The following is a 13091-nucleotide window of genomic DNA, read 5'->3' as shown; positions in this document are numbered from 1 at the left end:
TCCGGGCACGCGAAAAAATCAAATTCAGGCGAATATACAGCCTTAAAAAAGAACCGTATACAGGTATAAAGTCCGACCAAATCGGTGTTTTTACAACCGGAAATTCACCGAAACGCTACCCCGAAAAAATCCGCAAGATTCGTTATTACGATACCGTGCAAAACAGAGAGTTTGTTTTTCTGACAAATGACTTGGTTTCCGATGCTAAAACGATTACGGAATTATATCGCAAACGTTGGTCTATTGAATTGTTTTTCAAATGGATAAAACAGCATCTGAAAATCAAACAGTTTTGGGGAACGACCGAAAATGCCGTAAAAATACAGGTAAATTGTGCTGTTATTGCTTATTGCCTTATAGCGATAGTTGCAAAAAAACTCAAAACAGAACGTACAATCTACGAATTATTACAAATTTTCGGCAAGTCCCTGCTGGATAAAACTCCTATAAATCAACTGATTAATAAATCTGATTACAAAAATGTCAAAGAGCAAATTGATAACTTATTGTTATTCAATTAATTTTAACGCAACACTAGTGATTCTTCATTCTCAATTATTAATTAATTTCCGTTACTTCTGTTACTTTTTAACTATATACGGTTAAAATATGTAATTTTATTTTACTGGAAGCATAAGATTAAATATGAATAGAAAAGCGATAATATCTGCACGAAACATAAGTATAGGATATGCAAAAACGAAGCATAGGGATAAGACTGCTTTGTATGAAGATTTGTCTTTCGATTTGTATCAGGGAGAACTTGTTTGCCTTATCGGTGCTAATGGCGCAGGTAAATCCACTCTGTTGCGTACAATCAGTGCTTCGCAACCCAGTTTGCAGGGGAATATACTTTTGGAAAATAAAGATATAAATGCTTATTCTGAAAAGGAGTTATCCCAGTCATTAGGCTTGGTGTTAACGGACAAGACTTCAGCTGGAGGGTTGTTGGTCAGGGAATTAGTCGAATTGGGAAGATATCCTTACACCGGATTTTTCGGTCAATTGACAAAAGAAGATAAAGAGATAGTGCAAAAAGCTATGGAGGATGTCTGCATTGTACATAAAGCAGATGTATATGTAGCCGAACTATCGGATGGTGAACGGCAAAAGGCTATGATAGCCAAAGCATTGGCGCAACAATGTCCGGTTGTCTTATTAGATGAACCTACCGCGTTTCTGGATATCGAGAGTCGTATAGAAGTAATGAATCTCCTTCACAACCTGACTATGAATCAGGGTAAAACAATATTGCTCTCCACACACGACATAGATCTGGCCTTGCTCCTCGCCGACCGTTTATGGCTATTATCCCGGCAAAAGGGCCTGACAGGCGGAGTAACAGAAGATGTCGTGTTATCCGGTACAATGGATAATTTCTTTAAGGGAGATAACATTCTTTTTGATAAGAATTCGGGAAATTTTCTGCCAAACAGAGAAAGTCGCAAAAAGGTACATTTACAGGCAGAAGGATATCTATATCACTGGACTAAAAATATGCTGGAAAGACACGGTTTTGGAGTGGTTGAAGAAGAGAAGGATACCCTGTTCTCAGTAATAGTGGAATCTGCTGTTTCTATCCGGATAGTAAAAAAAGATGGAATTGTAGATAAGTTAGCTAATTATGAACAACTGTCAGATTATCTGTCCGGTATATAGTACTTTATCTATCGTCTTTTTCTTGCCATATCAATACGCAGGAAAATAAACAGAAGAATGGTAAATCCCCAAAGGGAAGATCCCCCATAGCTGAAAAATGGTAGTGGAATACCAATCACGGGAGTTAGTCCGATAACCATTCCGATATTGATTGCCAGATGGAACAGGAAAATGCAGGCTACGCAATAGCCATAGACACGGCCAAATGTATTTTTTTGTCTTTCAGCGAGATATATCAATCTGGTAATCAGGGCCAAGAATAAAAGCAAGACGAGCACAGAACCGACAAAACCTTGTTCTTCACCAACTGTACAGAATATGAAGTCGGTATCTTGTTCCGGAACATATTTCAGTTTGGTTTGAGTACCATTCAGATATCCTTTACCCAGCACTCCACCGGAACCGATTGCGATCTTTGACTGATTGACATTATACCCTGCACCCATCAGGTCTTCTTCCATACCTAACGTAACTTTGATACGCATCTGCTGGTGGGGCTGCATAATATCGGTAAAAAGATAGTCGACCGAGCTTACAAATAATAAGCTGCCAAAGGCAAATACGGCTGTCAGCAGATAGACTTTCGACCAGTACTTCTTAGCCAGATATAGCAGATAGCCAATCAGAATGGCCAGGGCAGCCAGAGCAACTATACCAAAGTCGATGGGAACATTAATTAATGAAAGCAAGTATGAAATGCCGAATACGGCTGTTGCTCCAAGGAATATATTACGGGCGGTTATGCCATCTTTGCGATAACTCATAACCAATACGGCACTGATGATAATGACTAATATAATAGCTATAAACTCGCCTGTAGAGATAATTCCCATATCAGTTTCGGAATATTTAAGTCCTACAACAAAGAGTACCACAGCCGAAACACCTAGGAAAAGGATAATTCCGGGTAGTCCCTCTCTGTACAGCATTAGTATGAATACTGTATATACGAGTGCCGAACCAGTCTCCTTTTGTAACATAATCAGGGCCATAGGTACTAGAATCATAGTAGCTATTATAGCCAGATTCTTGGGTGTAAGCAACTTGAAATTATAGGAATTGAGAAATCGGGCTAAAGCCAGTGCTACAGCGAACTTGGCGAACTCGGCGGGTTGGATCTGTATCGAATTGGTTATCTTAAGCCACGATCGTGACCCTCTGATATCCGTTGCCAGAAAGACCGTTGCGAGTAAAAGGAGTATGAAAGCAGCATATATATAATAAGCGAGTATATCATAGAGGTTACTATCCAACTTTAAGATGATGAAGCCCAGAACAATGGATGTCCCCATCCATATCAGCTGCATACCTGCCCTCCCGGATAAGTCGAACATACTGGTCGCATTTTCATACTGATAGCTGGCACCATATATGCTGAACCATCCGCCCAGTATCAATATGATATACAAGGCTATGGTAAACCAATCGAGGCTCTTCTTTATATTTTCATCTTCTCTCTGATACATCTTAAGTGTATGGTCGGTCTATAGTTATCAATTATCGCTCTCCGGAGTAAATGGTTTCACTTCATCCCTCTCTACATCATTGCTTGCTGGTGTAGGCTGAGAAAACTCCATTGTTCGTTTGTTGGTACGGTTCCAGTTGAAGAATGTCTGAGGAAGTATTGTTGTATTCACAATCCGGTCTTCGATATACTTATCACTGGCAGGTACTTCTCCTTTCAGATATTTTTGCATCATCAGTCTTCCTACAGGAACTCCGAATGTGGCTCCAAATCCTGCATTTTCAACAATCACAAATATGGCCACTTTAGGGTTATCCTTAGGTGCAAACCCCATGAATATAGAGTGGTCTTTACCATGAGGGTTTTCAGCTGTACCTGTTTTACCGCATACTTCAATATCCGGCAGAAGGTTTGCTCCGCGGCATGTACCTCCGGTCACAGCACGTGCCATACCTTCTACTATAGATTGGTAATGTTCTTTCTTTATACCGGTTTCCCGTTTGTGAGTATAAAGGCTATCGAGTGGAGTGTTTTGTATATTCTTCACTACATGAGGTACGATATAATGGCCTCTGTTTGCAATCGTTGCGGCCAAATTAGCAACCTGCAACGGAGTTGCTGTGACTTCTCCTTGCCCGATTGCTATAGATATGATAGTAGAAGCATTCCAGCTATTCTTATATGCTCTGTTGTAGAAGTTGCTGTTAGGAATGAAGCCTCTCTTTTCGGAAGGTAGGTCTACTCCCAGCGGATAGCCGAATCCCATATCTACCATATGGTCTTTCCATACTTCAAATGCCTCCGGTGTGCTTTTATATTTCTTCCTATTACCAAGCATTGCAGATAATCCATAACAAAAGTATGAATTACAGGATGTTGCAATAGCCGGAATCAAAGCTAAAGGAGAACCATGCGGGTGGCATTTAGGCCTGCCTCCTAATGGAGGATATCCACCGGCACAGGAATACATGGTATTCTCTGTGATAATATCTTCTTGCAGAAATACTAATCCCTGTGTAGTCTTGAATGTGGAACCGGGAGGATACATACCTTGTATAGGTCTGTTCAGAAGAGGTTTCAAAGGATTATTCTCCAGTTCGAGATAATTCTTTTTAAAATCGCGTCCGCCAAGCAACATGGACGGATCATAAGTAGGAGATGTCACCAAACATAGGACTTCGCCGGTTGCAGGTTCTATCATAACAATACTTCCAACCTTATTCTGCATCAGATATTCTCCATATGCCTGTAATTCAATATCAATGGATAAGGTTAAATCTTTCCCTGAAATTGGTGCTATATCATTCTTACCATTTTCATATTTACCTTGTATGCGCCCGTGAGCATCACGAAGTAGTATTTCCACACCCTTCTCTCCTCTCAGATACTTTTCGTAAGATGACTCTAGCCCCGACTTTCCGCCATAATCACCCCTGACATAGTAATCATCGTTTTCCATCTGCGTCTTGCTAACTTCGGCTACATACCCTAACAACAAGCCTGCGTTATGATAGTTATATTGCCTCAGAGTTCTCTTTTGTATGAAAAATCCGGGGAACTTATATAATTTCTCCTGAAGGATCCCGCTTTCCTGTGTGGTAAGCTGGGTCATAAAAGTTTGCTGGGTATAGGTCGAATAACCCGGATTCTGCCTGCGGTCTTTTACATCGGCCAAACGCTTATCGAACTGTTCGCGGGTAATATCAAGAGCTTTACATAAATCTAGTGTATCGAAAGGTTGTACTTCGCGGGGAATGTATACAAGGTCGTATGTAGGCTGATTAAAGACGAGGAGTTTATCGTTCCTGTCCGATATTTTTCCGCGCGAAGGATATAATGTTCTGTTGAAGAATGCATTTCCATCGGCAGAACTTTTGTATTCACTCTTGACTATCTGCAGGTTGAACAATTGAACTATATATATAAGTACTATGCTACAGGCTATCCCGCCCAAAACATATTTTCGTTTAGTGAGGTCTAAGTTGATTTTTGCCATGAACTCTTTTGCTTTAACGAAAATCCTTCAAATGCAAAAATAAGGATAGTTGTGAGTACTGTCGATAGTAGTATCCTTATTAAGACAAGTTTTATATTGAAGTATGAGAATGACTCTATTGAGATTAATGCTACATGGTGTATAAGAGTCAAAAAGAATGCAAATTTCATATATGCAGTCCCTAATAGTCTCAATCCGGGCGTCTGTTCATCATAATCATCTACCATAAAGAATAATCCTTGTGCAGGGCGACAAAGAAAACCAATAAGAGTAGTGGCTGCTGCATTTATACCCGGTGTATTACAAAAGAGATCAATAATGAAGCCAAGTATAAATCCCAATAAAGTGGATAGATTTCTATTGAATCCGACCGGTAACTTCAGTATAAAGTAGATATATGCGAAAGGTACAGCATAACTTAGAAAAGAAATCCTGTTAAGTACCAATACCTGTAATAATACAAGCAGTACAAACATCAAGGCATATTTTAAGACGCTACTTTTTAACATTCTTAGTTTTAATCTTATTCTCCAGTTCTTTTATTTCCTCATTGGTATTGTTAATGAGAAGTACATTTTTGAGAGAACCAAAATCTGTAGATAACTTCACTTTCAAACTGTTGAAATTATCATCTGTCTCACTCTTGTATTCTTCTATTGTACCCACCATTATCCCTTCGGGAAAGAAGTCTGAGAAGCCGGTTGTTACAATCGTATCACCTATCTGCACATCCTCATATTTAGGATATTCGGTAAGCATAGCATAACGGGGGTCCCCCCCTTCCCAGATAAGTATACCTGCAGCATTCGAATTGAGTATCTTACAACTGAATCGACTATGTGGATTCAATACAGGCTGCACTATACCATAATTTGCACTAGCATCGATAACAACACCGACTATCCCCTGTTGAGAAACAACACCCATATCGGCCCGTACACCATTATTCTTGCCTTTGTTGATAATCATATAGTTATCGACAAGAGAGATACTGTTCTTTTCTACCCGGGCAATTACAAAATGAGGCTCAACTCTTCGTCCTAACGAATCGCGAAGGAAAGCCTCTGTTTTCAACGAATCGGCTTCTATCGCAAATATATAATCTTTCAGTTCGTTTATTTCAGCTTGTAATTCAGCACTTCTTTGTAAAAGCTGCTGGTTTTCTGTCCTCAACCCAAAATAGGAAGAGATACTTCCCGATATAGCATAAACTCTTCCCGTTATTTCATTGGAAGAGTTTAAGTATACGCTTTTCTGGTATGAATTCCCGCTAAAAACGAAATAGAAACAGATTATTTCAAGTATAATGAAAACAAACCAAGAACTATTCTTTAATAAAAAGTTTATCAGGTTGCGCATAATCTGTTCTTATCTATTATAAATCAGTCAGGTAAAGAAATAATCCCGAATACCTTACCGCATCAAGAAATTGAATTTCTCAATATTCTTCAAGGCAATTCCTGTTCCTTTAGCCACTGCGTGAAGCGGATCTTCGGCAACGTAGAACTGTATGCCTATTCTGTCTGAGAAACGCTTGCTGAGACCTCTTAGTAAAGCGCCTCCTCCTGTCAGATAAATACCATTGCGAACAATATCAGCATATAATTCGGGAGGTGTTTGTTCCAAAGCACTCAGAATAGCTGAATCCATTTTGGATAAAGATTTATCGAGACAATGAGCCATTTCCTGATATGATACAGGAATATCCATCGGCAATGATGTCATCCTGTTAGGGCCGTGTACGATGAAATCTTCCGGAACTTCTTCATCCGGCAGTTCGGTCAAAGCAGCGCCAACAGCTATCTTTATATTTTCTGCCGTACGCTCCCCTACTTTGATATTATGCTGGCGTCCCATATATTCCTGAATATCTTCAGTAAGGTCGTCCCCTGCAATTTTTATCGATTTGTTAGATACGATACCGCCTAAGGAAATAACAGCGATTTCTGTTGTACCACCGCCTATATCTACGATCATATTTCCTTCCGGTGCTTCTACATCGATACCGATACCCAAAGCCGCAGCCATCGGTTCGTATATCATATACACATCGCGTCCTCCGGCATGTTCTGCAGAGTCGCGGATAGCGCGGGTTTCTACTTCGGTACTTCCTGAAGGGATACAAATAACAATGCGTAACGACGGAGAGAAGAGACGGCTCTTATTGTTGAACATCTTTATCAATCCGCGAATCATCTGTTCGGCAGCCGTAAAGTCTGCAATAACACCATCTTTCAATGGTCTTACAGTACGGATGTCTTCATGGGTTTTACCGTGCATCTGCCTGGCCTGTTCCCCAACAGCAATAACTTTCCCTGTTTTGCGTTCCAGTGCTATTACTGAGGGCTGGTCTACAACAATTCTGCCATTATGTATTATGATAGTATTGGCGGTGCCAAGATCCATCGCTATTTCTTGTGTGAAAGAGAATAATCCCATATTTGAGCTTGTTTATATTTGCTTACTAACCAGTTAATTATTAATGTTTAAAGTGACGGATACCAGTCATTACCATCGAAATATTGTGTTCATTACAATATTCAACCGATAAATTATCTTTCACCGATCCACCCGGTTGTACTACAGCTGTGATTCCTACATTGCCTGCTATTTCCACACAGTCGGGAAACGGAAAGAATGCATCGGAAGCCATAACAGAACCATCGAGATTAAAGGCAAAAGAATTAGCTTTCTCTATCGCTTGTTTCAATGCATCGACACGCGAAGTCTGTCCGGTACCTCCGGCACACAATTGTTTGTTTTTAACCAAAATGATGGCATTCGATTTAGTATGCTTCACTAATTTATTGGCAAATAACAGGTCTTCAAGTTCTGTACCTTGCAGAGGTCTGTTTGTTACCAATTTTAAATCGTCTGCTGTTTGTATACTTAAATCTTTATCTTGTACTAAAACACCATTCAAGAGCGAACGGAACTGTTTATTTCCGGTCAATCCTTGTTTCTGCACTAAGATAATGCGATTTTTCTTTTGTTCCAAAATTTCAAGTGCATCCTTATCATATTCAGGTGCAATTACTATTTCGAAGAATATATTGTTGATTTCCTCTGCTGCTGCTTTATCTATTTTACGGTTGCTGACGATGATACCGCCAAAAGCCGAAACCGGATCTCCGGCTAAAGCATCTTTCCATGCTTCTACTACGGTAGGACGTGAGGCTATACCACAGGCATTGTTATGCTTAAGTATGGCGACAGTTGTTTCATCGAATTCGCTGATAAGGCTTATAGCAGATTCTATGTCCAGCAAATTGTTATATGATATTTCCCGGCCGTGTAATTGATCAAATATAGCATTGAAGTCACCATAGAATGTACCCTTCTGATGTGGATTTTCTCCATAACGAAGATGCATGGCGTTGTCTTCTGCATAACGGAATGCTGTTCCTTCATTATTGTCCATATAATTGAATATGGCAGTATCATAAGAAGAAGATACCGAAAAGGCTTCTTTGGCAAAGAATTTACGGTCTGTAATGTCCGATTTTCCGGCCTTTTCTTCAAGCAGGTTCATCAATGGTTGATATTGCTGTTTTGAAGCAACTATAATTACGTCTTTGAAATTTTTTGCTGCAGCACGAATGAGGGAAATTCCACCTATATCTATTTTTTCTATAATATCTTGTTCACTGGCGCCTGAAGCGACTGTATCTTCAAAAGGATATAAGTCTACGATAACCAGATCAATTTCTTGTATATCGTATGCTTTCACTTGTTTCATATCTTCGGGTAGTTCCCTGCGACAGAGGATACCACCAAATATCTTCGGATGTAATGTTTTTACTCGTCCACCCAAAATAGAAGGATAACCTGTTGCATCTTCCACCGCATCGCATGGTAAGCCTAACGATTCAATGAAACTCTTCGTTCCGCCTGTAGAAATGAAACGAACACCTAAACTATCTAATTTCTTTAAGATCTCATCCAATCCATCTTTATGATAAACTGAAACTAACGCTGTTTTAATTTTTTTCTCTGAAGACATGATGTGTTAATTATCCGACTTTTTTAGGGGAACAAAGTTATAAAAACTATTGTTATTACAGGCCGTTTTTGATATAATTTTTCAGGAATATATCTGTTCGGAAAAAATAGTGTAAAATCGCATGAATATTTACATATTTTCATATATTTGCAAACAAATCCTAATACTCGGGTACCTGTGAAAAACGTACTTGTTATCATAGCATTTTTTCTTCCTATCTTGGTATCTGCTCAGGCATTCAGGAGCGAAACTATTAAGTACACATCCGTAAATAAGATCAATGGAGATAAGCTTCAACGTATCGATTCTGTTGTATTGCAAATAAATGAACGAATGGGAGATCATGATGCTGAAATACTTATTCCATATTCTAAAGGGGATAAAGTGTCGATAGGTGATGCCTGGATTGAAGATATGAACGGCAATATAGTAAGGAAACTGAAAGGTAATGAGGTGAAAGACAGGAGTTCTATTTCTGATATATCTTTATATGAGGATGATTTTGTAAAATCATTTACTTTAAAGCACCATATCTACCCATATCGTATAGTTTATTCTTTCAAAATAAGCCATTCAAGGTTTCTCAGTTCTGCAACCCTGAATTACGTGAATAGCCGGAGACCTTTGCGGGAGGGTAATCTAATCGTTGAAACACCGTTCGATCAACCTATACGTTTTAAGGAAAAAAATGTGCATGAGCCGCAAATAGATACTTTGCGTGATATTATAAGGTATAACTGGACTTACAGCTACGTTCCGACTCAAAATACAGAATTATACAGTTCGCCCAATACGTCGAAAGCTCCTTCTATATACACTGTGCCTCTCAATTTTAAATTTGGTGAATCGGGAAGTTTTGATAGCTGGGTTACTTATGGTAACTGGATATTTCGCCTGAATAAGGATAAAGATGTCCTGCCTCTTGCTGAGCAACAGAAGATAGGTCAAATGTTGTCCGGCATAGACAATGATATGGAAAAAGTAAAAGTGCTGTACAAATATATGCAGGACTATACTCGGTATATAAATGTAAGTATAAATCTTGGAGGATTACAGACGTATCCGGCGAGCTATGTATGTGCTAACAGGTATGGAGACTGTAAGGCTTTGACAAATTATATGCAGGCAATACTAAAGTATTCAGGTATAAAATCTTATTATACACTTATCTATGCTGATGACAGAGTGATAGACGTAGATACCGGGTTTCCGGCACAGGTATTTAATCATGCGATACTAACTGTTCCTTTCGGGAAAGACACAGTGTATCTGGAATGTACGTCTAAGAATACACCTTTCGGCTATATGGGAACCTTTACTCAGGGACGTAAAGCTTTGCTGGTGGATGAGCATAACACTCATTTCGTAACAATACCTTCACTGGAGCAAAACGATGTATTGTGTTCGCGAAGTTTGTTGGTGAATACAAATACTTCGGAAGTAAGTCTGTCCGCCACAGAACGGGGAGACAGGTATGAACTGTTTAACAGCCTTGCATCTGAAGTAAATAAAAATACAGTGGACAAATATATCCGCAACAACATTCTATCTGGATCGTATGAATTATTAGATTTCAAATTTGACAAGGAGGAGGAAGCTGACAGAGCGCAAATAAGCCTGCTGGCAAATTGTAAGATCCATAATTTATACAAAGAATACGGAAACAATATAATATTATCATCTTTTCCTATACCCATATCTTCATTTGAGTCGCCGGAAAAGCGAACTCAGGATGTACAATTGGATTATCCTCAGTATTATAAAGATACGATTCATTACGAATTGGATAAGACAATATCGAAAATGCCGGATTCAGTGGAATTAAAATCAGAATTTGGAGAGTATTCCCTGAAATTTGAAGCGGATGAGAATAAATTGATTGTATATAAGACTATATTAATTAATCCGGGAAGATATTCTCTCGATAGATATAAAGACTTCTATGATTTTATAATGTTCATCCGAAATAATGAAAGTAAAAACTATTACCTCGAGATATTATGAAAAAAACGATTGCTATTTCTTTCCTATTGTTTCATATAACAATGAGCCTGTTTTCTCAGGCTGATTATACACAGGAAGCCGGTAAGGTGACTCAGTATGAAATGTCGATGACTGAATATGAAAAGGATAAGGATGCCGAGGCGCTGGTGATTTACGATCTTGGAAAATATTATTTTCAGGGAGATAATACCCGTGGTTTTTTGCTTCGTATGGAGAAGCGTATTAAGATAAAGATTCTCAAACAGGCCGGTGTCAAATATGCAAATTTCGAAATACCATATTATATGGAAGGAATGGATTGGGAAAATATTGAAGACATACAGGCCACTACTTATAATTTCGAAGATGGGCAACTAAAGAAAACAGAGCTTATAAATAAAAATATATTTGAAGAGAAAATAAATGAAAATCTACAAGTAAAGAAGATAGCACTGGCCGATGTGCGGGAAGGTTCGGTTATAGAGTTTAGTTATAAGGTATCAACCCCATATTTTTTCAATATGAGGAAATGGGATTTTCAAGGTAGTATTCCGGTCATACAGAGCCAGTTGAAGTACAGGGCTATGCCATATTACGAATACACTTATATTTTGAAAGGGGCGAATAAACTGGATGAAATGACTTCCAAAACCCTGAATGATGAAATCCGTTTCGGACGATTGGTATATAAAGAGGTGGAATATACTTTTGGGATGAAAGACATTCCTGCATTTAGGGATGAAGAATTTATTACATCTGCACAGGACTACATGATTAGCCTTAACTTTCAGTTATCAAAGATCTATTATCCTACCGGTGGTAAACGCGAAATTATGACTACATGGCCGGCTATGTGTGATGATTTTCTTAAAAATAGTGACTTTGGTAAGTATATAAGGAACAGCGAGAAAGAAGGAAAAAAAGTAATAGCAACTCTTGATTTAACTGACAAACCGGTTATTGATAAGATAGATATAATTACTCAATACGTTAAATCGAAGTATAATTGGGATGGCAACAATGGAAAGTATGCGCAAGTAGGCTTATCTGATTTTCTTAAACAGCAGAAAGGTAATGTAGGCAATATTAATCTTTTCCTTGTCGGCTTGTTACAAGCAGCCGGAGTAGATGTATATCCGGTTGTTTTAAGTACACGTAAAAACGGAGCGATAAGTAAAGGACATCCTTTTCAGCAATTTTTCAATTATGTCATCGCCATGGTCAAAGTCGAAGACAAGATATATTTCATAGATGCCACCGAACCTTTGTTATACTTTAGCGACTTGCCGGAACGGTGTCTGAATATAGAGGGGCTGATTATAAAACCCAAGTCGGAAGAATGGGCTGTTATCCGGCAAAAGGCGCTTTCTATAGGTCAAAAGGATTTTACATTAAAGATATTACCGGAAGAAGGAAAGATGGCTGTTGATGCCAAATATATAGGAACAGGGCTTAATGCGTATAAATACCGTACCATCCATTTAGGGAAGGATAATAATCTGTCTGCATATCTTAAAAATGATAATAATATAGAAGTAAAAGATGATAAGATAGAGGTTGTTCCAGTAGATAGGTTAAGTAAGCCTTTTGTTTTCTCGTTCTCATTTGATGCACCTTTAGAGAACAATAATAATAAATTGTTTCTGAATCCTTTTTGTAATCTGTCGATAAGTGAAAATCCATTTAAACAGACAAGCCGTTCCAATCTTGTGGATATGGTATATATCAGGGGAGACATATACCGGTCTACAATCGAGATTCCTGAAGGGTATAAGGTCGAATATATACCTGAATCACTCAGCGTGGATGATAATTTAATCGCTATAAATTATGCAATAGAGCGAGATAGTAGCAAAATAATGGTATCTGCCGGTTATAATCTGAAACAAAGTGTATATCAGGCAAAAGATTACAATAGCCTGAAAATGTCTTTTGCTAATATGATTAAGAAATTCTCGGAAATGATAGTATTGGTGAAGGAATAA

Annotated in this window: 10 protein-coding genes; 4 read left to right on the top strand and 6 right to left on the bottom strand. The window is 38.5% G+C overall.

Annotation, left to right across the window (positions count from 1 at the left end; all coding sequences use genetic code 11):
* Together HMPREF9455_RS21720 and HMPREF9455_RS03320 are read left to right on the top strand one after the other, a co-directional pair.
* Window positions 1-521, top strand: a 521-nt coding sequence (locus HMPREF9455_RS21720; protein WP_006798183.1) for an IS4 family transposase, incomplete at its 5' end; no start/stop codon positions are given.
* 124 nt (window positions 522-645) lie between these two features.
* Entirely contained in the window at window positions 646-1659 is a 1014-nt protein-coding gene (locus HMPREF9455_RS03320; RefSeq protein WP_006798182.1) for an ABC transporter ATP-binding protein, read from the top strand.
* Window positions 1660-1667: 8 nt separating this feature from the next.
* Here the strand turns inward: HMPREF9455_RS03320 and rodA are convergent, their stop codons facing one another.
* The 6 genes from rodA to purH are packed head-to-tail and all read right to left on the bottom strand — an operon-like array spanning window position 1668 to window position 9123.
* Complete coding sequence (gene rodA / locus HMPREF9455_RS03315; RefSeq protein ID WP_006798181.1) at window positions 1668-3125, bottom strand: rod shape-determining protein RodA; 1458 nt, start codon at window positions 3123-3125, stop codon at window positions 1668-1670.
* Between the two features lie 27 nt (window positions 3126-3152).
* On the bottom strand, window positions 3153-5120 hold the full coding sequence (mrdA, locus tag HMPREF9455_RS03310) for a penicillin-binding protein 2 (protein ID WP_006798180.1): 1968 nt from the start codon (window positions 5118-5120) through the stop codon (window positions 3153-3155).
* Window positions 5102-5596 (bottom strand): rod shape-determining protein MreD, encoded by a 495-nt coding sequence (mreD, locus tag HMPREF9455_RS03305; protein ID WP_148401827.1) that lies wholly within the window; start codon window positions 5594-5596, stop codon window positions 5102-5104. Before mreD ends, mrdA begins: the two co-directional genes overlap by 19 nt.
* 19 nt (window positions 5597-5615) lie before the next feature.
* Window positions 5616-6479, bottom strand: a complete 864-nt coding sequence (mreC, locus tag HMPREF9455_RS03300; protein WP_006798178.1) for a rod shape-determining protein MreC — start codon at window positions 6477-6479, stop codon at window positions 5616-5618.
* 54 nt (window positions 6480-6533) lie between these two features.
* Window positions 6534-7559, bottom strand: a complete 1026-nt coding sequence (locus HMPREF9455_RS03295) for a rod shape-determining protein (RefSeq protein WP_006798177.1) — start codon at window positions 7557-7559, stop codon at window positions 6534-6536.
* Between the two features lie 40 nt (window positions 7560-7599).
* The gene (purH, locus tag HMPREF9455_RS03290) at window positions 7600-9123 is read right to left on the bottom strand and encodes a bifunctional phosphoribosylaminoimidazolecarboxamide formyltransferase/IMP cyclohydrolase (protein WP_006798176.1); all 1524 of its coding nucleotides are present in this window, start codon (window positions 9121-9123) and stop codon (window positions 7600-7602) included.
* Between the two features lie 177 nt (window positions 9124-9300).
* Between purH and HMPREF9455_RS03285 the strand changes: the two genes are divergently transcribed.
* Window positions 9301-11127 carry a DUF3857 domain-containing protein gene (locus HMPREF9455_RS03285; RefSeq protein WP_006798175.1) on the top strand — a complete coding sequence of 609 codons (1827 nt, stop codon included), beginning with the start codon at window positions 9301-9303 and terminating at the stop codon, window positions 11125-11127.
* A complete protein-coding gene (locus HMPREF9455_RS03280) occupies window positions 11124-13091 on the top strand; it encodes a DUF3857 domain-containing protein (protein WP_006798174.1) in 1968 nt (655 codons plus the stop codon). Before HMPREF9455_RS03285 ends, HMPREF9455_RS03280 begins: the two co-directional genes overlap by 4 nt.

Origin of the sequence: Dysgonomonas gadei ATCC BAA-286 (genome assembly GCF_000213555.1) — a bacterium.
Lineage (GTDB): Bacteria > Bacteroidota > Bacteroidia > Bacteroidales > Dysgonomonadaceae > Dysgonomonas > Dysgonomonas gadei.
The sequence above is the reverse complement of the archived record's forward strand: the minus strand, read 5'-3'. Positions and strand labels throughout refer to the sequence as shown.

Coding starts and splice junctions, on each gene's coding strand:
- HMPREF9455_RS03320 (WP_006798182.1), top strand. CDS start 646: ATGAATAGAAAAGCGATAATATCTGCACGAAACATAAGTATAGGATAT.
- rodA (WP_006798181.1), bottom strand. CDS start 3,125: ATGTATCAGAGAGAAGATGAAAATATAAAGAAGAGCCTCGATTGGTTT.
- mrdA (WP_006798180.1), bottom strand. CDS start 5,120: ATGGCAAAAATCAACTTAGACCTCACTAAACGAAAATATGTTTTGGGC.
- mreD (WP_148401827.1), bottom strand. CDS start 5,596: ATGTTTGTACTGCTTGTATTATTACAGGTATTGGTACTTAACAGGATT.
- mreC (WP_006798178.1), bottom strand. CDS start 6,479: ATGCGCAACCTGATAAACTTTTTATTAAAGAATAGTTCTTGGTTTGTT.
- HMPREF9455_RS03295 (WP_006798177.1), bottom strand. CDS start 7,559: ATGGGATTATTCTCTTTCACACAAGAAATAGCGATGGATCTTGGCACC.
- purH (WP_006798176.1), bottom strand. CDS start 9,123: ATGTCTTCAGAGAAAAAAATTAAAACAGCGTTAGTTTCAGTTTATCAT.
- HMPREF9455_RS03280 (WP_006798174.1), top strand. CDS start 11,124: ATGAAAAAAACGATTGCTATTTCTTTCCTATTGTTTCATATAACAATG.